At 71.8% G+C, this 21,311-nt stretch carries 15 protein-coding genes; 3 read left to right on the forward strand and 12 right to left on the reverse strand.

Annotated elements, in window-relative coordinates:
* Nucleotides 1–7: 7 nt before the first annotated feature.
* From KUM40_RS17605 to KUM40_RS17620, 4 genes are read right to left on the reverse strand one after another with little or no spacing between them, the layout of a single operon-like run.
* A complete protein-coding gene (locus tag KUM40_RS17605; RefSeq protein WP_217166941.1) occupies nt 8–1,255 on the reverse strand; it encodes a cellulase family glycosylhydrolase in 1,248 nt (415 codons plus the stop codon).
* A 42-nt stretch (nt 1,256–1,297) separates the two neighbouring features.
* Complete coding sequence (locus KUM40_RS17610) at nt 1,298–2,209, reverse strand: carbohydrate ABC transporter permease (RefSeq protein WP_217166942.1); 912 nt, start codon at nt 2,207–2,209, stop codon at nt 1,298–1,300.
* Complete coding sequence (locus tag KUM40_RS17615) at nt 2,206–3,156, reverse strand: carbohydrate ABC transporter permease (RefSeq protein WP_217166943.1); 951 nt, start codon at nt 3,154–3,156, stop codon at nt 2,206–2,208. Before KUM40_RS17615 ends, KUM40_RS17610 begins: the two co-directional genes overlap by 4 nt.
* A 6-nt stretch (nt 3,157–3,162) precedes the next feature.
* Entirely contained in the window at nt 3,163–4,455 is a 1,293-nt protein-coding gene (locus tag KUM40_RS17620; RefSeq protein ID WP_217166944.1) for an ABC transporter substrate-binding protein, read from the reverse strand.
* Nucleotides 4,456–4,685: 230 nt separating this feature from the next.
* Here KUM40_RS17620 and KUM40_RS17625 point away from each other — a divergent pair, with 230 nt between their 5' ends.
* Entirely contained in the window at nt 4,686–5,732 is a 1,047-nt protein-coding gene (locus KUM40_RS17625; RefSeq protein WP_217166945.1) for a LacI family DNA-binding transcriptional regulator, read from the forward strand.
* A gap of 162 nt (nt 5,733–5,894) precedes the next feature.
* Complete coding sequence (locus KUM40_RS17630) at nt 5,895–7,244, forward strand: amidase (RefSeq protein ID WP_217166946.1); 1,350 nt, start codon at nt 5,895–5,897, stop codon at nt 7,242–7,244.
* Nucleotides 7,245–7,275: 31 nt separating this feature from the next.
* Here the strand turns inward: KUM40_RS17630 and KUM40_RS17635 are convergent, their stop codons facing one another.
* Both KUM40_RS17635 and KUM40_RS17640 read right to left on the reverse strand, forming a co-directional pair.
* On the reverse strand, nt 7,276–7,758 hold the full coding sequence (locus KUM40_RS17635) for a GNAT family N-acetyltransferase (RefSeq protein WP_217166947.1): 483 nt from the start codon (nt 7,756–7,758) through the stop codon (nt 7,276–7,278).
* A 40-nt stretch (nt 7,759–7,798) separates the two neighbouring features.
* Nucleotides 7,799–7,987 carry a hypothetical protein gene (locus KUM40_RS17640; RefSeq protein ID WP_217166948.1) on the reverse strand — a complete coding sequence of 63 codons (189 nt, stop codon included), beginning with the start codon at nt 7,985–7,987 and terminating at the stop codon, nt 7,799–7,801.
* 456 nt (nt 7,988–8,443) lie between these two features.
* Here KUM40_RS17640 and KUM40_RS17645 point away from each other — a divergent pair, with 456 nt between their 5' ends.
* Nucleotides 8,444–8,911, forward strand: coding sequence for a hypothetical protein (locus KUM40_RS17645; protein WP_217166949.1), 468 nt, complete (start codon nt 8,444–8,446; stop codon nt 8,909–8,911).
* 33 nt (nt 8,912–8,944) lie between these two features.
* Here the strand turns inward: KUM40_RS17645 and KUM40_RS17650 are convergent, their stop codons facing one another.
* From KUM40_RS17650 to glgC, 6 genes are all read right to left on the reverse strand, one after another.
* Nucleotides 8,945–10,507, reverse strand: coding sequence for an SDR family NAD(P)-dependent oxidoreductase (locus KUM40_RS17650; RefSeq protein ID WP_217166950.1), 1,563 nt, complete (start codon nt 10,505–10,507; stop codon nt 8,945–8,947).
* Nucleotides 10,508–10,610: 103 nt separating this feature from the next.
* The gene (locus KUM40_RS17655) at nt 10,611–11,951 is read right to left on the reverse strand and encodes a wax ester/triacylglycerol synthase family O-acyltransferase (RefSeq protein WP_217166951.1); all 1,341 of its coding nucleotides are present in this window, start codon (nt 11,949–11,951) and stop codon (nt 10,611–10,613) included.
* A 199-nt stretch (nt 11,952–12,150) separates the two neighbouring features.
* Nucleotides 12,151–14,475, reverse strand: coding sequence for a GH92 family glycosyl hydrolase (locus KUM40_RS17660; protein ID WP_217166952.1), 2,325 nt, complete (start codon nt 14,473–14,475; stop codon nt 12,151–12,153).
* 59 nt (nt 14,476–14,534) lie between these two features.
* Nucleotides 14,535–16,937 carry an RICIN domain-containing protein gene (locus tag KUM40_RS17665; protein ID WP_217166953.1) on the reverse strand — a complete coding sequence of 801 codons (2,403 nt, stop codon included), beginning with the start codon at nt 16,935–16,937 and terminating at the stop codon, nt 14,535–14,537.
* Between the two features lie 346 nt (nt 16,938–17,283).
* Complete coding sequence (locus KUM40_RS17670; protein WP_217166954.1) at nt 17,284–19,905, reverse strand: PA14 domain-containing protein; 2,622 nt, start codon at nt 19,903–19,905, stop codon at nt 17,284–17,286.
* A gap of 170 nt (nt 19,906–20,075) precedes the next feature.
* A complete protein-coding gene (glgC, locus tag KUM40_RS17675) occupies nt 20,076–21,296 on the reverse strand; it encodes a glucose-1-phosphate adenylyltransferase (protein WP_217166955.1) in 1,221 nt (406 codons plus the stop codon).
* Nucleotides 21,297–21,311: the final 15 nt, after the last annotated feature.

Below are 21,311 nucleotides of genomic sequence, written 5' to 3' on the forward strand. Positions count from 1 at the left end.
GCGGGGGTCACGGGGCGGTCACCTGGTCGGGGGTGACGACCTCGGTGATGCCGCGGGCCGCGAGGTGCCCGGTGTCGGCGGCGCGCGTGTCGAGGACGGTGGTGGGGCGGGCGCCGTCGGCGACCAGCCGGAAGAAGGCGTCGAAGACCGCGCCGCCGGGGGCGCAGGCCGAGCGCGCGGCGGGGTCGGCCGGGACGGTGAGGGCCGTGGTGCGCGGGGCGGGGGTGGGGCGGGCTCCCCCGCGGGCCGCACGCGCCGCGCTCGCCAGGGCGCGCGCCGTGTCCTTGGGACGGCGGTCGTTGGTCAGCAGCCCGAGCCCGTACTCCAGCTCGGGGAAGTCGGCCAGCGCCCGGGACACGTCGTGGGAGCACCACCAGGTGACGCCCCACAGGTCGGGGCTGTCCAGGGCGTTCTCGATGGTCGCCTCGGTGAAGGCGGCGGCGTGCTCGGCGGGGACGAGGGGCGCGGGGGCGCCGACCTCCTGGAGCCAGACCGGGCGGTGCGGGTCGTCGGCCCAGGCCTTGCTCAGCTCGATCAGGTAGGCGGCGTGGTGCTCGCTGGGCACGGAGGTACGGCCGTGGCGCTGGGCGGTGCCGTTGAAGACCCAGGAGTGCACGGCCGTGACGGCGCCCCGCCGGGCGGCCTGGGCCGGGGTGAAGGGCTGGTCGTCCTGGTACCAGGTGGCGTCGTACTCGGCGTGCAGGTGCATCCGGCCGGGGGCGCCCTCCTCGCAGGCGGCGAGCATCCGCTCCAGCCAGGCGTCGATCTGCTCGCTGGTGGCGCGGTCCGGGTCGGGGTGGGGCCCGGCGGAGAACTGGTTGACCTCGTTGCCGAGGGTCATGCCGAGGAAGTTCGGCCGGCCGGCCAGGGCGGCGGCGAGGGTGCGCAGGTAGGTGGCCTGGCCGTCGACGACCTCGGGGTCGGTGAACAGGTTGCGGCGGTGCCAGGTGCGGGTCCACGCCGGTACGAAGTCGAAGCTGCTCAGATGGCCCTGGAGGCCGTCCACGTTGACGTCGAGGCCACGTTCGCCGGCCGCGTCGACCAGCGCCACCAGGTGCTCGACGGCACGTTCGCGGATCAGGGCGCGGTTGGGCTGGAAGTAGGGCCACAGCGGGAAGACGCGGACGTGGTCCACGTCCAGTGCGGCGACGGAGTCCAGGTCGGCGCGTACGGAGTCGAGGTCGAAGTCGAGCCAGTGATGGAACCACCCGTCACTCGGGGTGTAGTTGACGCCGAAGCGCACGGCAGAGGGCATGCGGTGTCCTTGTGGGGAACTTGTGGGGAAGAAGTACGTGGATCAGCCCTTGACCGCGCCCTCGCCGACGCCTCGGAAGAAGAACCGCTGGAGGCAGGCGAAGAGGGCGATGAGCGGCGCCACGGCGATGATCGTGCCGGCGGCGACGAGGCGCTCGTCGTTGGCGAAGGTGCCGTGCAGGTAGTTGAGGCCGATGGTCAGGGTGAACTTGGACGGGTCGCTCAGCACGATCAGCGGCCACAGGAAGTCGTCCCAGGCGCCCATGAAGGCGAAGATCGCGACGACGGCGAGGGTGCCCTTCACCGAGGGCAGCGCGATCCGCAGGAACCGCTGCCAGACGTTGGCGCCGTCGACGTAGGCGGCTTCCTCGATCTCGTAGGGGAGGTTGAGGAAGGCGTTGCGCATCAGCAGCACGTTCAGGGCGCTGACACAGCCGGGCAGCACCACGCCGATCAGGGTGTTGTTCAGGCCCAGCTCCCGCATGGTGGTGAACTGGGCGATGATGATGCCCTCCACGGGCACGAGCATGGCCAGGATGAACACCAGGGTGGCGACGCGCCGCCCGCGGTAGCGCAGCCGGGCCAGGGCGTAGCCGGCGAGGGCGGCGCCGACGCAGTTGGTGACGACGTTGGCCGCGGCGACCTTCAGCGAGTTCAGGGCGTAGTCCCACACGGGGATGGTCTCGGCGACCCGCTCGTAGTTGTGCAGGGTGGGCTCGGCGGGCAGGAACTTCGGCGGGGAGCTGAAGATGTCCTCGGTGGGACCCTTGAGCGAGGTCGAGAGCTGCCACAGGAACGGGCCGATGGTCAGGGCGAGGACGCCGAGCAGGAGCAGGTAGCGCAGGGCCAGTTCCCAGCCGCGGACGCGGCGGCCGTGTTCGTCGGTGATCCGGGGTTCGCGGGCCGGCGCGGCCTCTGGTTTCCCGGCGGGCCGGGTCTTCTCGACGACGCTCACGACTCCTCCTTCCGGTCGGCGCGCAGCACGAGCAGCATCAGGGCGACGGTGACGACGAAGACGACGACGGAGATGGCCGAGGCGTAGCCGACGCGGCCGGTCAGGCCGGTGCCGGTGCGCTGGACGAGCATGACGAGGGTGGTGTCCTCGCCGGCCGGGCCGCCGCTGGGGCCCGCCATCAGGTACACCTCGGAGAAGACCTTGAAGGCGGCGACCGAGGAGAGGGCCGCGACCAGGACCATGGTGGAGCGGACGGCGGGCACCGTGACGGTGAGGAAGCGGCGGACCGCGCCCGCGCCGTCCACGGCTGCGGCCTCGTGCAGCTCGCGCGGCACGTTGGCGAGCGCCGCCAAGTAGATGATCATGTAGTAGCCGAGGCCCTTCCACACCGTGACGCCCATCGCGCTGAGCAGGATCAGCCACTGGTCGCTGAGGAAGCCGACCGGACTGGCACCGAGCGTCTCCAGCAGGGAGTTGACCAGGCCGCGCTCGTCGAGGAGCCAGACCCAGATCAGCCCGACGACGACGATCGAGGCGACGACCGGGGTGTAGAAGGCCGAGCGGAAGAAGGTGATGCCGGGGATGTTCTTCTGCACCAGCAGGGCGAGCAGCAGCGGCAGCAGGACGAGCGCGGGGACGACCCCGAGGACGTACAGGGTGCTGTTGCGCAGGCCGATCCAGAACATGTCGTCGTGGAGCAGCTCGCGGAAGTTGGCGAGGCCCACGAACTCGCCCGGGACCAGGGTGCGGCGGTCGGTGAAGGAGTTGATGAGCGTGGAGACGAACGGGTACAGGATGAACGCGCCGGCGATCAGCAGGCCGGGAGCGGCGAACAGCCAGGGACTGGTGGGCAGTTGACGCCGCACGCGCCGGGTCACACCCTGGGTGCCGCCCTGAGTGCCGCCCTGAGTGCCGCGCCGGGGGCCGGTGACGGTGGGACTCGCCATGACGTCTCAGCCCTGCTGCGTCAGGAGCCGGTCGCACGCCTTGACGGCGTTGTCCAGGGCTTCCTCGGGGCTCTGCTTGCCCTGGAGCGCCTTGGCGACCTCGTTGCGCAGCTCCGTCTTCATCTGCTCGCTGAACAGTACGGGCGTGTAGTTGACTGCCGTCTTCAGCGACTTGGCGGCGGCGACCCGGACACGCGTCTCGTCGGTCCCGTCCTGCTTGGTGAAGTAGGGGTCTTCCAGCGAACCGGCGGTGCTCGGGAAGATCGCGACCTGCTTGGCGAACGACATCTGGTGCGCCGCGTCGGTGACGTAGTGCGCGAAGGCGACCGCGGCGGGCTTGCGTTCGCTCTGCTGGTTCACCATCAGGCCCATCACGTACATGTTGACGTGGCCGGTGCTGGTGATCTGGTCGGTGATGCCGATGTTCTTGTACAGGTCCGGCGCCTGCTTCTTGAACTTGGCGAGGTCGAGCGCGCTGCCCGGGTTCATGGCGACGGCACCGGTGAGGAACTTCTTCCCGGTGGACTCGGGGGTGGCGGTCAGCGCCTGCGGGTCGAGGGCCTTGGCGTCGTACAGCTCCTTGTACCTGGTGAGGAGTTCGACGCCCTTGGCGTCGTTGAACGCGAAGGCGGTGCCCTCCTTGTTCATGAGCGGTACGCCGTAGCGGCCGAAGTCCTCGATGGTGGGCACGTTGGCGAGCGTGGCGACCTCGCCGTCGGTGTTGTCGGCGATCTTCAGGGCGGCGTCGAAGACGTCGTCGTACGTCTTCGGCGGCTTCTCGGGGTCGAGTCCGGCCTTCTCGAAGAGGGACTTGTTGTAGAAGAGCGGGCCGGTGTTGAGGTACCAGGGGAAGGCGTACGTGCCGTCCATGCCCGGTATCCGGTGGCTGGCCCAGGCCCCTTCCAGGTACTCCTTCTCGTACTGGCCCGCGGCCTTGTCCAGGTCGAGGGCGAGGCCGGCCTTGGCGAGCGGGGCGACGAGGTCCGGGGAGACGTTGACGACGTCGGGCAGGGTGCCGCCGGCGGCGTCGGCGCTGATCTTGTCGGCGTAGCCCTCGCCGGGCTGGTCGACCCACTTGACGTGGGTGCCGGGGTACTTCTTCTCGAAGTCGGCGATCAGGCCCTCGAAGTAGTCCTTGAAGTTGGCCCGCAGGTTCCAGGTCTGGAAGGTGATGTCGCCCTCGACCTTGCCCGAGGCGTCGGTCGAACCGCCGCCGTCGTCCGAGGAGCCGCAGGCGCTGAGCGGCAGGACGAGGGCGGCGACGGCGGCGACAGCGAATGTTCTGCGCGAGGTGGGCACGGTGACACGTCTCCCTGAAGACGTCGACGGTGGGATGGCAGCGACCATGCACGGCGATTCCGCGAGAAGTCAATGGATTCACGGGAACTAAAGACACGTGGAGAGCATTAGTCCAGTTCAGGCGGCATCAGTCGCGTTACTTGCCACGATCCACTAATGCGCTTTAGGATCTTTCCACTCAAGCGCTTTAGCTCACCACGCTTTACCTCACCACCGAGAAAGGGGCGTACATGCCGGCCAAGCGGCCTGCCGCGCGCCGGCCGACGATGAAGGACATCGCGCGGCGGGCCGGGGTCTCCGAGAGCGCGGTCTCGTTCGCGCTGAACGACCGGCCGGGGGTCTCCGACATCACCCGGGACCGGGTGCGCCGGGTGGCCGAGCAGCTCGGTTGGCGGCCCAGTACGGCGGCGCGCGCGCTGTCCGGGGAGGGCGCGGCGACCGTCGGCTTCGTGCTGGCGCGGCCCGCGCACACCCTCGGCGTCGACTCCTTCTTCCTGCAACTGGTCTCCGGCATCCAGGAAGTGCTGGCGCGACGCCATCTGGGGCTGCTGTTCCAGGTGGCGCCGGACGTCGACGACGAGTGCGCGGTCTACCGGCGCTGGTGGGCCGAACACCGGGTGGACGGCGTCCTGGTGGTGGACCCGCGCACCGACGATCCGCGCCCGGACCTGCTCGACGGACTGGGGCTGCCCGCCGTGGTGATCGGCGGTGCGCCGGACGAACGCCACCCGGGCCTGTCCACGGTGTGGGCGGACGACGCGGGCGCGATGGCCGCGCTGGTGGACGCGCTGCACTCGCTCGGGCACCGGCGGATCGCGCACATCGCCGGAATGCCGGGCCTCGCCCACACCGAGCGCCGCATCCGTGCCCTGCGCGCCGAGGCCGCCCGGCGCGGCCTCGGCGAGGTCGAGTCGGTGACCACCGACTACTCCGACGCGCAGGGCGCCGCCGTCACCCGCCGGGTCCTGGAGGCGCCCGCTCCCCCGACCGCCCTGATCTACGACAACGACGTGATGGCCGTCGCCGGGGTCGCCGCCGCGGCCGAACTCGGTTTCTCGGTGCCGGCGGACGTGTCCGTGGTGGCCTGGGAGGACTCGGCACTGTGCCGCATGGTCAAGCCCTGGCTGTCCGCCCTGTCCCGGGACAGTGTGGAGTTCGGCCGCACGGCGGCGACGGAGCTGACGGCCCTGCTGGACGGCGGCCCGGCCCGGACGGTGCGGGTGCCGGTGCCGCGGCTGATCGAGCGGGACAGCACGGGAGCGGCCCGGCCGGCCTGAACGGGGCGGCGTGCCGACGGCCGGGCGGGTCCGCACTCTCGACGTGGGCGCCGGGGGCGGGCAGAGTTCTGCTCGTACTCGCCAGTAGTCCCGTAGGCCTGTAGTCCCGTACTCCCGCGATGCCGTCATCATTTTCGCCACCCCACCCCCGAGGAGCCCTCCGTGAACGACTGGGCCGGCCGGACCGCCACCGAGATCGCCGCCGCCGTACGCGAGAAGCGGGTCACGCCGCGCGAGGTGGTGGCGGAGCATCTGGCCCTCATCGAGCGGCTCGACGGCCGCGTCGGCGCCTTCCGCGCGGTGCGGGCCGGAGCGTCGCTCGCCGAGGCCGACGCGCTGGGCGCCCGGGAAGATCTGGCCGAACTGCCGCTGGCCGGGGTGCCGGTGGCGGTCAAGGACAACCTCGCGGTGCGCGGCGAGTCCACGCGGGTCGGCTCGGCGGCGACGCCGGACACGCCCGCGGACGCCGACCATGTCACCGTGGCCCGGCTGCGGGCGGCCGGCGCGGTGGTGGTGGGGCTGACCAACGTGCCGGAACTGTGCGTGTTCGGCACCACCGAGGGGGTGCACGGCACGGCCCGCAACCCGTGGGACCCGGCCCGCTCGGCGGGCGGTTCGTCGGGCGGCGGCGCGGCCGCGGTCGCCGCCGCGATGGTGCCGCTCGCGCTCGGCAACGACGGCATGGGCTCCCTGCGCATCCCCGCGGCCAACTGCGGTCTGGTCACCGTCAAGCCGGGCCACGGCGTCGTGCCGGCCGGTATCGGCGAGGGCGACTGGTTCGGGATGTCCGAGAACGGGCCGCTGGCGACGACGGTCGCGGACGCCCGCCTGATGCTCACCGTCCTCGCGGACGGAGCCCTGCCCGACCGCGAGGACTCCGGCGCCCTCCGCGTCGCCGCCTCGCTGCGCAGCCCGCTGGCCGGCGTCACCGCGTCCCGGCCGTACGCGGACGCCGTGCGCGAGGCGGCCGGGGTGCTGATGAAGGCGGGGCACCAGGTGCGGCGCGCGGACCCGCCCTACCCGGCGTCACTGGGCGCGACCGCCCTGGCCCACTGGACGGCCGGTACGTCGGTGGACGCGCGGGGCCTGGACCGGCGGCTGCTGGCCAGGCGGACGCGGGTCCACGCGGCCGTCGGGCGGCGCTTCGTCGCCCGGGTGTCGACCGGCGAGGGCAGGCAGCGGCTGCGCGGGCGCCTGGAGCCGTTCTTCGCCGAGTACGACGTCCTGCTGACGCCGGCGCTGGCCCGCCGCTCCCCCAAGGCGGGGCCCTGGCACGAACGGGGCTGGCTGCGCAACGTGGTGGCGAACTCGGCGTACTCGCCCTTCACGCCGCCGTGGAACCTGACCGGCTGGCCCGCGATGACGGTGCCGCTGGACACCCTGCCCTCGGGCGCGCCCTGCGCCGTACAACTGGTGGGGCGCCCGGGGTCGGAGGCGGCGCTGTTGGAGCTGGCGGGGCGGATCGAGGTGCTGCGGCCCTGGCGGCGGACGGCGCCGCCGGTCTCGGTCTGAGCCGTCCGTACCGGGCGCGGTCGGGCGGTCCCTACAGGGCGCGATGCATGATGTGCAGGCCCACCCGCCCGTGCCGCGGGTGGTCGAAGGCGTCCGGCACCGTGCCGAGGATGGTGAAGCCGAGGGAGATCCACAGCCGCACGGCCGGGTTGGTCTCGACGACGGCGTTGAAGACCATGCCCCGGTAGCCGTCGGCCTTCGCGGCGGCCAGGACGTGTTCGGCCAGGGCGCGTCCGGTGCCGCGGCCGGCCCGGTCGGGGTCGACCATGAAACCGGCGTTGGCGATGCGCGCGGCGGGACCGCCGTAGTTGGGGCTGACGTAGGCGGAGGCGACGACGGCGCCGGTCTCGTCCTCGGCGGCGTAGACGCGTTTGGCGGGGTTCGTCCACAGGGCCCGGGCAGCCTCCTCGGAGGTGTCCGGGTCCCATGCGTAGGTCTCGCCGGCCGCGACGATGCGGTGCCAGAAGGGCCAGATGTGCGGCCAGTCGTCGGCCGTGGCTTCCCTGATCAGCATGGGCGTGAGTCTCGCACGCCCATGCGTGGGGCGGCTTCGGTCAGTCCACGCTGGGCAGGATGTGGGGCTCGGCGAGGTCCTCCTCGTAACCCGCGAGGCGGATCGGGGCGGACCGCGCCCACACGTCGAGGCTGCCGATCTCTCCGGGCCTGCGGCTCGCACGCTGTGTGCGTTCCCCGGTGCGTTCCTCGCTGCGTTGTTCCGGGTTCGTCGTTGTCTCCGGTGTCACCGCGCACTCCTTATGTGTCGGGTCACCCTCGGGGCCTGTCGGCCAGTCTCCTGTCCGGCACCAGTCGCCCGCTCGGGTGTGAGTCGAATGCAGTTCGGACGCGGTGGCGCCGGCAACTCGTGCGAGAGCGGGCCGTTGTGAACCGGCTTGTCCCATGGCGGACCTTGGGTGTGGGTAGTGCCCTGTGGCCCTGTGCTGTTGTCCGTCCGCTCCAGATTAACCAAATGAGCGGGGGCGCGCTCTATGGGGCTCAAAAGATGGGAGAACCATTGCCCTTCGCTGTGTGCGCAGTTGGCCCAAGTGTGCCCTGATCGCCCCACTTCCGCACCGTGTGCGACTCACCCGTTCGGCCCATACCGGCGACGGGTCGCGCAGTTAAGTTGCCGTTGGCTGCGGCGCAAGCTCGCCATGTTCTGCTGGCGGTCGGCAACGGCTGTCTCGCGGGAGGACCGAGGCATGGAACTGCGCAGCGTCGAGGAGCTGATGGACCTGTTGTACGCCTGCCGGGGCGAGCGGTCCGCCGCGCGGCCCGGCAGTGGGGCCGGCGGTGGGCCCGGCAGTGGGCCCGATGATCCGCACGGGCACGCCCTGCGGACGGCCGCGCTGCTGCGCCGGCGTCGGCCCGCCGACAAGGAGTTGCAGGTCGCCGGCCTGGTGTCGCCGGTGGGCCGGCTGCTGTGGCCCGGCAACCCGGCCGTCCGGACCGCCGACGCTGTACGGCCCCTGCTCGGCGCGCGTGTCGCCCGGCTGGTGCGCCGGCAGGCCCACCCCGAGGCCTGGGCCCACGACGACGACCTGACCGGCCTGCGTCAGGCGGACGAGGAGGCCCGCACGGCCGTCTTCGACGCCGGGGTCCTGGAGGACTGGCGCACGGTACTGGAGCTTACGGCGGCGCGGAACTCCCGGCTGGGCGCCGTCGACTGAGGCGCCCCGCGCTCCGGGCGCGAGGTGCGCCCGTCACCACTTGCCGGGCGCGTAGTCCTTGAGGAAGACGCCGTACAGGTCCTCGCCCGCCTCGCCGCGCACGATGGGGTCGTAGACGCGGGCCGCGCCGTCGACCAGGTCGAGCGGGGCGTGGAAACCGGCGTCGGCCAGGCGCAGCTTGTCGAAGTGGGGACGCTCGTCGGTGATCCAGCCCGTGTCCACCGAGGTCATCAGGATCCGGTCGGCGTCGAACATCTCCTGGGCACTGGTCCGGGTCACCATGTTCATGGCGGCCTTGGCGGCGTTGGTGTTCGGGTGGCCCGCGCCCTTGTAGCCGCGGGCGAACACGCCTTCCATCGCCGAGACGTTGACGACGTAGGCGCGCCCCGCGGGCGCCTTGCGCGCGGCCTCGGCCATCGCCGGCCGCAGCGCGCTGATGAGGATGAACGGCGAGGTGTAGTTGCAGAGCTGGGTCTCGAGCAGTTCCACCGGGGAGATCTGCTCGATGGTCTGAACCCAGGTGTTGCTGTCGACGACGTCGGGGACCAGGCCACCCGCGTCGATGGCGGTCCCCTCGCGGTGCCGGACCACGCTGGCGTTGCCGGCGACCAGGGCGAGGTCGGCCACCTTCTGTGCGTCGAGCCCCGAGGCGCCGACGGGCAGCGCGGCCAGGCCGTCCACCGCACCGGAGTTGAAGGCGCCGATGACCTGGTGGGCGGGGAGTTCACCGGCCGGCAACGGGGCGCTCTCGCCCTCGACGAGCGCGGCGTACGCCGAGGGCAGGCGGCGCACGGTCTGGGTGGCGTTGTTGATCAGGATGTCCAGCGGGCCCTGCCCGGTGACCTGCTCGGCCAGGGCCACGGCCTGGGCCGGGTCGCGCAGGTCGACGCCGACGACCTCCAGGCGGTGGAGCCACTGGGCGGAGTCGTCCATGGCCTTGAAGCGGCGGATGGCGTCCTTGGGGAAGCGGGTCGTGATCGTGGTGTGCGCGCCGTCGCGCAGCAGCCGGAGCGCGATGTACATGCCGATCTTGGCCCGGCCGCCGGTGAGCAGCGCGCGCTTGCCGGTGAGGTCGGCGCGGGCGTCGCGGCGGGCCCGGTTCTCGGCGGCGCAGTCCGGGCAGAGCTGGTGGTAGAAGTAGTCGACCTCCACGTAGCGCTGCTTGCAGGTGTAGCAGGAGCGCGGGCGCTGGAGTATCCCCGCGATCCGCCCCTCCTCGGTGCGGGAGGAGGGCAGGATGCCCTCGGTCTCGTCGTCGATGCGCTCGGCGGAACCGGTGGCGGTGGCCTCGGTGACCGTCTTGTCGTGGGCGGTCTTGGCGGCCCGGCGCTCCTGGCGGCGGCGCTGCTTGACCATGCGGTAGATGTGCGAGGTGGCGCGGCGGACGCGGATCGCGTCCGGGTGGTCGACGTCGATCCGGTCGAGTTCCTCGAGCACGCTCAGGCAGACGGCGAGCCGCTCCGGGTCGATTCCCGGGCCGTGTCCAGCCCTTCCTGCCTCTCCTGCCGCTCCTGTCTCTCCCGCCTCTCCCGCCTCGTCACCGGACCCGTGCACCACCTCGTCCGTGGTCGCCGAGCCGTCCTGTGTCACCGTCATCGCCGCTGCCGTCCCTGGTCACCGTCGCGGCGCTCCGAGACGCGTCCGCTTTCGAACAGCGGATTTTATTCAGCGCCGGGGCACGGAGCCAAACCCGTTCGCCTCAGGGACCGCACGCGGTGAGCAATGTCTCCACCTCTTCGGCCAGGGCCAGGGCCAGCCGGTCGAGGTCCGGCACCGCCTTCGCGTCGGCGACCAGGCCGAAGTGGACCTGTCCCCGGTACGTCGAGACGGCGACCGCCAGGGAGTGGCCGCGGGCCAGCGGCGCCAGCGGGTAGACCTCGGTGAGCGGGTGGCCGCCGAGCTGCAGCCCGAGGCTGGGCAGGGGCACGCTGGTGACCAGGAGGTCGAACCAGAGCCGGGCCGCCCCGGAGACCAGCGGCCCGCCGAGCCGGTGGCCGAGGGCGGGTACGTGGTCGGCGAGCAGGGCGACGGCTCCGGCGCCCCGGCCGGGCCCGGCGTCCTTGTTGCGGTCCATGGCCGCGCGGACCGTGTCCAGGCGGGACAGCGGGTCGGGGTCGCCGACCGGAAGCCGTATCAGGTACCCGGAGAGCCGGTTGCCCCGTGGGTGGGCGGTGCGCGGGCGGCGCTTGGAGACGGGGATCAGCGCGCGGGGCGCGACGCCCTCGCTGCCGTCGCCGCGCTCGTCCAGCCAGCGGCGCAGGGCCCCTGCGACGACCGCGATCAGTACGTCGTTGACGGTGCCGCCGGTCGTCTTGCGGACGTGGTGCACGTCGTCCAGGTCGACCGCCACGCCCGCGATGCGGCGGGTGCCGGAGGACGCGGCGGTGAGCGCGGCGGAGGAGCGCACGTCGAGGGTGGACAGGGCCGCGGCGGCGCCGATGTCCAGGGCGCGGCCCGCGTCGGACAGGGCGTCGCGCACCTTTCCGGGCAGGGTGCGCACGTCCGGCAGGAGTCCGCGCGCCGGTGGCTCGGGGCGGGGCCGGGGTGCGGGGAGGTCCATCGGGTCCAGGACGCCCGCGGCGAGGGTCAGGGCGCGCAGGCCGTCGGCCAGGGCGTGGTGGAACTTGAACAGCACGGCGAAGGAGCCGCCGTCCGCGCCGGGCAGCACGTGCGCCTCCCAGGGCGGCCGGCCGCGCTCCAGGGGGCGTTCCATGAGGCGGCCCGCCCGGGCGTGGAAGTCGGTGGTCGGGGCGTGCAGCCGCACGTGGTCCAGCGGGTCGAAGCCGGGGGCGGGCTCGCGGGTCGCGCCGCCGAAGGAGAACGGCCGCCGCAGGGCGAGCGGCGGCTGCCAGGTGTCCCGGATCCGCATCCGCAGTCCGGGCACCGAGGGGGCGCGGGCTGCGAGCAGGTCCGCCGCGTGGGCCCCGGCGGTGGGCGAGTCCGCTTCGAAGACGCCGAGCGCGCCGAGGTGCATGGGGTGCTCGGGGGACTCGATGTTCCAGAACGCCAGGTCGAGGGGAGCGAGCGGATCGGGAGTCAAGGGCTTGCCTCGCAAGGACGACACATGGGCGGCGGATGGGCAACGGATGGAGGACGAGCGGAGGACGGGTGGACAAGCAGTCAATCGTCCTCCGACGATTACGGTCAAGTACGATCAAGCTACGCACAGTTAACAAGAGATTGAAGTCCCGCCCCTTTTGAATGGGGCGGGACTGCTGGGACTCATGGGGCGTCTGTGCTCACGTCAGCGGCGGCGGCACCGCCTCCGCCGTGGTTCCCCACCCGGACGGCTGCGGGCCGACCGTGAACCGGAGCGACCGGATGGAGCGCAGGGCGTCGGTCGTCAGCCAGGTCTTGGCGTAGTCCGTGCCGTCGGCGCGGGCCGACTGGACGTACCGGTCGGTGCCGGAGGTACCGGGCGCCGTGATCGTCAGGGCGCCGCGCGGGTAGTAGCGGCGGTCGAGGGTGAGGTCGACGCGGTCGAAGACCGGTGTGGACAGTCCCCAGGTGTCGTAGCCGGGCTGGATCGGGAAGATTCCGATCGAGGACAGCACGTTCCAGGCGGACATGGTTCCGAGGTCGTCGTTTCCGGTCATGCCGGTCGGCGTGTCCGTGAACAGGGTGAGCGCCGCGTGCACCACGTCGGTCGTCTTCCAGGGCTGCCCGGTCGACAGGTAGGTGTACGGGGCGATCAGGTCGGGTTCGTTCTGCGGGTTGTACTTGTCGGCGTTGTAGTAGTCGTACGGCCCGTTGACCCACACCTCGCGGGCGGTCTTCGCGGGGTCCTCCAGGAGCTGGTCGTAGGCGAAGAACGAGTCGAGCCGGTCGTTCGCGGCCTCGGTGCCGCCGATGAGGTCGATCATGCCGGGCAGGTCCTGCGGCACCAGCCACTGATACTGCCAGGACGTGCCCTCGTGGAAGCCCTCGCTCTGCGCCGGGTCGGCCGGTCCGGTGAAGGCGCCGTCGGCGTCGCGGGCGCGGAAGAAGCCGGTCGAGGGGTCGAAGATGTTGCGGTAGTTCTGGGCGCGCTCGGCGTACCGCTTCGCGTCCTGGTCGTGACCGAGGTCGCGGGCCATGCGGGAGAGCATGGCGTCGGACAGGGCGTACTCCAGGGTGGCGGAGGCGCCGTGGTCGTAGTCGGAGTCGCCGGGCTTGGCGTGCGGGCGGCCCTTGACGTAGGGCGCGAAGCCGTCGGCGAGGTACTCGCGGTTGGCCTCCCGGCCGACGGCCGGCGAGTCGGTGGGCGGGACGCCGTCGGCGTTCTTCCTCAGCGCCCGGTAGGCCCGCTCCTCCCAGCCGTGCAGCAGGCCCTGCTGGTAGGCGTTGGTGAGGAAGGGGGTGACCGGGTCACCGGTCATGATGTTGGTCTCGACGGTGCCGTAGCCCCACTTGGGCAGCCAGCCGCTCTCCTCGTCGATCTTGATGACGGAGATGGCCATGTCCCGAGCCTCGCGGGGCGCGAGCAGGGACAGGAGCTGCGACTGGGTGCGGTAGGTGTCCCACAGGGACCAGTTCTGGTAGTACGTGAAGCCCCTGGCCCGGTGGATCTTCTGGTCCCAGCCCGTGTAACGCCCGTCGACGTCGCTGCCGATGTTGGGCGCGAGGAAGGACCGGTACAGGGACGAGTAGAAGGTGCGGCGCAGGGTGTCGTCGCCGCCCCGGACCCGGACGTCGTCGAGCCGCCTCTCCCACGTGCGCTGTGCGCCGTGGCGCACGGAGTCGAAGGAGCGCCCGCCCTCCGCCCGCAGGTTGCGCGCGGCGCCGCGCGCGTCCACGTAGGACAGGGCGGTGGTCGCCTCGACGGTGCGGTCCTTCGTGGTGTCGAAGCGGACGTAGGCGCCGTCGCCGCCGGACTTCGAGCCCGCGGTCACGGTGCCGTCGTCCCAGGTGCCGTAGGAGGCGAAGGGCCGGTCGAAGCGGGTGATGGTGTAGACGGTGTACGGCTCGGTGTCCTGGCAGAAGCCGCTGCCGGTGATCGCGGTGCGCACGGTGCGGCGGTCCAGCACCTCCACCTTGGTGGAGATGTTCTTGTGCAGCGACTGGCCTGCGTTGAGCAGGACGTTGGCCTTGTCGGTGGCCGGGAAGGTGTAGCGCTGCACTCCGGTGCGTGCCGTGGCGGACAGCTCCGCGTCGACTCCGGAGTCGAGGCCGACCCGGTAGTAGCCGGGGCTCGCCTCCTCGTCGTCGTGGCTGAAGGAGGCGGCGTACTTCGCGTAGTCCGTCTCGGTGACGTCGCCGGTGGTCGGCAGCACCGGCAGGTCGCCGCCGAGTCCGCAGCCCACGCCGGAGAGGTGGACCAGGGAGAAGCCGCGGATGTGGGTGTCGGAGTGGTCGTAGCCGGTGTTGTGGCCGGTGTCCGGCGAGAACTGCACCATGCCGAAGGGCACGGCGGCGCCGGGGTAGGTGTTGCCCTCGTTCTCGGTGCCGATGAAGGGGTTCACCAGATCGGTCAGCGGGCCGTCGTGGTGTGGGGCCGCCTGCGCCGAGGGCGCGGCGACCGCGCCCGCGAGGAGCGCCGCCGCGGCGGCCGTCGCCACACCGCGCAACCGTTGGGTCCAGCTCATGGAAGGGTGTCTCCCTCTCTCTCAGGCCTTTCTCAGGCCTTCTCAGGGCTTTCTCGGGCTCAGGCGAAGCGCCAGAGGTGGTCTTCCGTGCCGTTGTCGTCGAACTGCACGACCTGGGCGCTGTCGGCGGTCGACATCCCGTCCACCCCGAGGACCTTGCCGCTGTGCTTGTTGCGGACCAGGAACCAGCCGTCGCCCTGGTCGACGAAGGCCCACAGGTGGTCGTCGGTGCCGTTGTCCTCGTACTGCACGACGCGCGCGCTGTTGGCCGTGGACATCCCGTCGACGCCCAGGACCTTGCCGCTGTAGCCGTTGCGGACGAGGAACCAGCCGTCGCCCTTGTCGATCCGCTGCCAGGCGTGGTCGCCGGTGCCGGTGTTGGCGAACTGCACCACGCGGGCGCTGTTGGCGGTGGACATGCCGTCGACGGCGAGGACCTTGCCGCTGTGCTTGTTCTGGACACGCCGGAAGGCCGGCTCGGGGACCCACGGGGTGCCGTCCGGGGCGGCGGTCGGGAAGGAGGCGATCCGCAGCCGGGCGGCGGCCATCGGGATCAGGGTGACCCTCTCGACCGGCCGGCTGGAGCGGGCCGGGCTCTGCTGGAGCGGCGCGACCACGTGCTCGTCGTCCGCGATCCACTCGGGGACTCGGCGGGCCTCGGCGGTCAGCGAGACGGGCACGCTGTCGTGGGTGAAGGGGTTGTCCGCGACCGGCCCGCGCGCACGGCGGAAGGCGGGCGTGGCGCCCGGCACGAGGCCGTAGTTCCAGGGGGTGGTGGCGTGGACCTCGTACTCGGGGAAGACGTCGTCGCCCGCGTAGCGGACGTACTCCTCACCGATCTTCAGGGCGTACGTCAGGGGTCCGCGGTCGACGCTGACCGATCCGTGGTTGCCGGACCAGGTGCGCAGGGTGGTGCGCTGCGGCAGGCGCAGGGTGACGCGGTCGCCGTCGGACCAGGTGCGCTCGACGCGGACGAAGGCCGGGCCGCCGGACTCGGGCACGTACTCGGGCCCCGCCCGGCCGTTGACCCGCACCCGCGGCCCCGTGCACCAGCCCGGGACGCGCAGGATCAGCGGGAAGGCGACCCGTCGCGGGGTCGACACGGTCAGGGTGATCGTGTCGTCGAAGGGGTAGTCGGTGTCCTCGGTGACGGTCACGCGGGTGCCGTCGGTCCCGACGGCGGCCGTGACCCGGGACGGGGCGTACATCGCTGCGGCGAGGCCCCGGTCGGGGGTGGCGAGCCACAGTTCCTCGGTGAAGTAGGGCCAGCCCATGCCGTAGTTGTGCGGGCAGCATCGGTAGTTGTCGACGCCGGGCTGGTAGGCCTGCATGGCGAAGCCGTTCTGGAACTGTCCCTGGGTCTTGCGGACGTTGTCCAGGTCGACGCTGTTGGCGCTGGTGACGTAGTGGACGGCGCGGCCCTCGGGGTCGAGGGCCGCGGGCAGTGCGTTGAAGGCCAGGTCCTCGCAGCGGTCGGCCCAGACCGGGTCGCCGGTGATCCGGAGGAGCAGTTCGTGTGCGGCCATGAACTCGACGACGCCGCAGGTCTCGAAGCCCTGCCGGGGATCGCCGAACCCGGGCCGGATGTTCTCGTCCCCGGCGAGTCCGCCCCCGGGGAACTGCCCGTACCCGGCCATGACCTGCTCGTACGTGTCGTAGGTGGCCCGGGTGTCGGCGGCGGAGCCGGAGAGCTGGGCGTACTGGGCCGGCTCGCGGAAGCCCTGGGCGATGTTGACGTTGTGCGGGCTGGGCAGCGGGCCCGTCCAGTCCGCGCCCCAGGCGTGCATCTTCTCGACGAGGCCGAGCAGGAACGCGTCGCCGGTGCGGCGGTGCAGCCACAGCGCGAGGTCGATGCCGTCGCCCCAGCGCAGCGAGACCCAGCTCGAGTCGAACGCGCTCTTTCCCTGGGCGTTCATGAACCGCAGGAAGCCGGTGAACAGGGGCACGATCCGCTCGTCGCCCGCGTACTCCTCCCAGGTGCGCAACGCCTGGAGCAGGGGCAGGAAGGGCCAGAAGTCGGGGCCGCCGTTGAGGGACGTGCGCAGCGCCCGGGGGCCGAAGAAGCCGTCGGCCTGGCGGGTGGCGAGGATCGCGTCGATCCAGCGGCGGGACTGGTCGAGCGCCTCGCGGTCGCGGGTGGCGATGGCGAGCGGGACGTATCCGCGCAGCCAGTACGGCAGTTCCTCCCAGGCTCCCCGGTCGGGGTGGACCCAGCCGGTGGTGGCGAAGTCGAGGAAGTGGGAGCGCTCGGCGTAGCGGCCGCACAACCCGTCCAGTTGGAGGCGGAGTTGCCCGGCGAGCCAGCCGCGTGCGGTGACACTGCCGGGCGCGAGCCGGGTGAAGGCGTCGGGCGCGAGCGCGTCGGCGGCTGCGGCGGGCGTGCCGAGCGCGGGCAGGCCGACGGCGAGCGCGCCGACGGCGAGGGAACCGCCGTGGAGAAAACGGCGTCGATCGAGAGCCATGGGGACTCCAGTCGGGGCGAGGGCAGGGACAGGGGGCGGGGGCGTGGGCGGGGCAGGTGACGGAGCAGGGGCAGGTGAGGGAGCCCGGTGGGCCGGGGCAGCGCGCCGACGGGGTGCGCCGCCGCCGGCCCACCGTGCGGGCCGCGCGGGCCGCGCGGGCCGCGCGGGCCGTGCGAGCCTGTCCGGACCGCGCGAGCCGTGCGAGCCCGTCCGGGCCGTCCGGACCGTGCGCGGCGTGCGCGGCGTGCCGGCTGTGCCAGCCGGTGCGCGGCGTGCCGGCTGTGCCAGCCGCGCACGGCGTGCCGGCGGGACGCGTGGGACGCGTCCCGCCGGGGTCGGCGCGTGGTCAGGGGCAGTGCGCGGGGGTGGCCCGCGACATGTCGGCGATCAGCCGCGCCTGCGCCGCCTCGACCCGTGCCACATCGGGCTTGACGACCTTGCGGTCGTACGTCACCAGGCCGTTGAGCTCGCCCTCAACGTCCGAGATCTGCGTGTAGATGGCACCGTTGCCGCCCTTGCAGGCCAGGGCGCGCACCTCGTCGAGCTTGGTGAGGTAGTCGTCGGTGTACGTCGCCGGGTCGACGTCGACGTAGGACTGCTGCACGGACCAGGCGTGGCCGGGCACCGCGAGGCCGAGGCCGCCGTACTCGCCGGTGACCAGGGCGCGTTCGCCGTCCGGGGACTTCGGCAGGGCGGGGCTGGGATAGCCGTGCTCGTCCATGATGTCGCCGGCGCCGCCGTCGGCCCCGAGGTTCAGGCCCGACATGTTGTTGACGAGACGGGTCGGGTCCCAGGCCTTGGCCTGCTCGGCGACGCGGCCGATGTCGTACTGGCCCCAACCCTCGTTGAAGGTGACCCACATGATGATCGACGGGTGGCTGATGTGTTCGTCGATCATCTCCTTCATCTCGCGCTCGTACTCGGCGCGGGCCGCGGTGGAGGGGTTCACCCCCGCGGTCATCGCCGGCATGTCCTGCCACACCAGCAGGCCCAGCTTGTCGGCCCAGTAGAACCAGCGGTCGGGCTCCACCTTGATGTGCTTGCGCACCGAGTTGAAGCCGAGTCGCTTGTGCAGCTTGAGGTCGTACGCGAGGGCTTCGTCGGTGGGTGCGGTGTGCAGCCCGTCGGGCCAGAAGCCCTGGTCCAGGGTGCCCATCAGGAAGACGGGCTCCCCGTTGAGCATCGTGCGGGGTACGCCGTTCACCTTCTCGACGGCGACGGAACGCATCCCGAAGTAGCTCTCGACGTGATCGCGGCCCACGGTGACCTTCAGGTCGTACAGGAAGGGGTCGTCGGGCGACCACAGGCGCGGGTCGCGGATCTTCAGGGTCAGCGGCTCGCCGGTGCGTCCGCTCACCTTGGCGACCTTGCGGTGTCCGGCGTACGCCGTCGCGCTGATCCGTACGCCGTCGCGCACGCCCTTCGGCTCGACGGTCAGTGTGCCGGCATCGACATCCGGGGTGAGCTCGAGGGAGTCCACGTGGTCACGGGCGACCGGTTCCATCCAGACCGTCTGCCAGATGCCGGAGCTGGACGTGTACCAGATGCCGCTCGGGTCCAGCCGCTGCTTGCCGATCGGCGGGTTCTCGCCGTTCGCCGCGTCGGTCGGGTCGTAGACGCCGACGATCAGTTCCTGGGTGCGGCCGGGCTTCAGCGCGTCGGTGACGTCGGCGCTGAACTTGTCGTAACCGCCCTTGTGGTCGGCGACCTTCGTGCCGTTGACGTACACCTCGGACTGCCAGTCGACGGCGCCGAAGTTGAGCTTCAGCCGCTGACGGGAGCCGATGTGCCAGTCGCGGGGCACAGTGAAGGTGCGGCGGTACCACATGCGGTCCTCGTGCCGTTCGAGGCCGGAGAGCTGGGACTCCACGGGGTACGGGACGAGGATGCGCTCCTTCAGGTTCTTGCCGACCGGCGGCTGCTCGCCGGCCTCGGCGGCGGCGAACTGCCAGCGGCCGTTGAGGTTCTGCCAGTCGTCGCGCGTCAACTGCGGGCGCGGGTACTCCGGGAGGGCGTTGTCCGGTCCCACCTCGTCGGCCCAGTCGGTGCGCAGCTCGTAGGTGGACTCGTTGCCGCCGCTGCTCCAGAACGCCTTGACAACGTTGCCTTGGGTGTCGGTGAGGCCGCCTTCGCCGTCGTAGCGGACGTCGGCGGTTCCGGGGGCGTCGCCGTTCTTGTTGCCGACGACGGGTTCGTCGAGGGCGACGAGCAGGGCGCTCGGGTCGGCGGGGTCGACCTCGGTCTCGCCGAGCGGCCAGGTGGCGCCGCCGATCACCGCTTCGAGGTGGTCGGTGAGGCCGGCCGGGGGCGCGGCGAGGGGGCCGGCGAAGTCGAGCCTGAGGGTGCGTCCGGTGGACTGGACGGTGGTCGACGTCGCACCGTTGTAGTCGTAGCCGTCGGGCAGGCGGAACGCCGACTGCGGGATCGCCTCCTTGGTGCCGCCGGGCTCCGTCCAGCGCAGGTGGAGGTTGGAGCCGCCGTAGTGCTCGAAGTACTCCAGCTTGATGTCGTAGGACTGACCTGCCGTCAGCTCGACGGGCTGGGCGGTCTGTTCGCGGTCCCAGTCGTCGACCCAGTGGTCGATGGCGAGCTGTCCCCCGATCCAGAGGCGGAAGCCGTTGTCGCCGATGATCGAGAAGGTGTGGGCGCCGGTCCGCTCCGGGACGATCTTGCCGGTCCAGCGGACGCTGACGTCGTCCGACTGCCCGGTGGCGAAGTCGAGCCGCGGCTCCAGGGTGTTGAAGTCGACCTGCGGGTCGAAGCCGGTGGCCTTCAACTCGTCGAAGTCGAAGGCGCCGGGGGCGGACTGGGTGTAGTACTCGCCCTTCAGACCGTGGATCTCCGCGGTGTCGTTGCCGTCGGTCGCCTCCCCGGCCGCGCCTGCGGCCGGGGAGGCGGCAAGGCCGGCGACGCCGAGGGCGGCGGCTAGCAGCAGCGCGAGTTTGTCTCTGAGTCGTTTGGTGCGCACTGACCCTCTCCTCGAGAACGGGTGGCGGCTGATGGCTCGGCTCGGACATCGATGTCATACCGATGCCGTACAACGATGTAATGGCGGAGGTGCAGAGGCATGACAGCACGGATTCCGCTTGGCGTCCAGGGACATGACAACAGTCCGGCGGCATGCCGACGGCCCGGCCGTCACGGCACCCGCTGCCCCTTGCCCAGCGCGATCACGCCACCCTTGGAGACGGTGTACAGCTCGGCGTCCCGCTGCGGGTTGACGCCGATCGTCGCGCCCGGCGGCACGTCGACGTTCTTGTCGAGCACCGCCCCGCGCACCACCGCGCCCCGGCCGATGTGCACGTTGTCGTGCAGCACCGAGCCCTGTACGACCGCGCCCGGGTCGACGACCACGCCCGGCGAGAGCACCGAGCGGGTGACCTGCCCCCGGATCAGGCAGCCCGCGCTGATGATCGACTCGCTGGCGATGCCGCCGGCGTTGAAGCGCGCGGGCGAGAGCTGGGTGGAGTGGGTGTAGACCGGCCAGTCGCGGTTGTAGAGGTTGAAGGCCGGCCGTTCGGCGATCAGGTCCATGTGGGCGTCGTAGTAGGCGTCCAGTGTGCCGACGTCCCGCCAGTATCCCTGGTCCCGGGAGGTCTCCCCGGGCACGTGGTTGGCGCTGAAGTCGTACAGCGCCGCCTCGCCCCGGTCGGTGAGCTGCGGCAGGATCGAACCGCCCATGTCGTGCACGGAGTTCTCGTCCTCGGCGTCCCTGTGCAGGGCCTCGATGAGGGCCTTGGTCGTGAAGACGTAGTTGCCCATCGAGGCGAAGACGCACTCGGGGTCGTCGGCGAGGCCGGGAGGGTCGGCGGGCTTCTCCAGGAAGCCGGTGACGGTCTGCCCGTCGGAACCCGGGGTGATCACCCCGAAGGACGGCGACTCGGCGCGCGGGACCCGTATCCCGGCGACGGTGACGCCCGCGCCGGACTCGATGTGCTGGGTGAGCATCTGGCGCGGGTCCATCCGGTACACGTGGTCGGCGCCGAAGACCGCGACGTACTCGGGCTGTTCGTCGTACACCAGGTTCAGGGACTGCAGGATCGCGTCGGCACTGCCCAGGTACCAGCGCGGGCCGAGGCGCTGCTGGGCGGGGACCGGGGTGACGTAGTTGCCCAGCAGGCTGGACATCCGCCAGGTGGTGGTGATGTGCCGGTCCAGGGAGTGCGACTTGTACTGGGTGAGCACGCAGACCCGCAGGATGTCGCCGTTGACCAGGTTGGACAGGACGAAGTCGACGAGCCGGTAGGTGCCGCCGAACGTGACCGCGGGTTTGGCGCGGTCGGCGGTCAGGGGCATCAGGCGTTTGCCCTCCCCGCCCGCCAGCACGATGCCGAGCACCGAAGGACCTCCACGACGCATGGCCGCTCCCCTCAC

Origin of the sequence: Streptomyces sp. AC512_CC834 (assembly GCF_019049325.1) — a bacterium.
Classification (GTDB): Bacteria; Actinomycetota; Actinomycetes; order Streptomycetales; family Streptomycetaceae; genus Streptomyces.

Coding starts and splice junctions, on each gene's coding strand:
- KUM40_RS17645 (WP_217166949.1), top strand. CDS start 8,444: ATGGAACTGCGCAGCGTCGAGGAGCTGATGGACCTGTTGTACGCCTGC.
- KUM40_RS17605 (WP_217166941.1), bottom strand. CDS start 1,255: ATGCCCTCTGCCGTGCGCTTCGGCGTCAACTACACCCCGAGTGACGGG.
- KUM40_RS17650 (WP_217166950.1), bottom strand. CDS start 10,507: ATGACGGTGACACAGGACGGCTCGGCGACCACGGACGAGGTGGTGCAC.
- glgC (WP_217166955.1), bottom strand. CDS start 21,296: ATGCGTCGTGGAGGTCCTTCGGTGCTCGGCATCGTGCTGGCGGGCGGG.
- KUM40_RS17635 (WP_217166947.1), bottom strand. CDS start 7,758: ATGCTGATCAGGGAAGCCACGGCCGACGACTGGCCGCACATCTGGCCC.
- KUM40_RS17660 (WP_217166952.1), bottom strand. CDS start 14,475: ATGAGCTGGACCCAACGGTTGCGCGGTGTGGCGACGGCCGCCGCGGCG.
- KUM40_RS17665 (WP_217166953.1), bottom strand. CDS start 16,937: ATGGCTCTCGATCGACGCCGTTTTCTCCACGGCGGTTCCCTCGCCGTC.
- KUM40_RS17625 (WP_217166945.1), top strand. CDS start 4,686: ATGCCGGCCAAGCGGCCTGCCGCGCGCCGGCCGACGATGAAGGACATC.
- KUM40_RS17615 (WP_217166943.1), bottom strand. CDS start 3,156: ATGGCGAGTCCCACCGTCACCGGCCCCCGGCGCGGCACTCAGGGCGGC.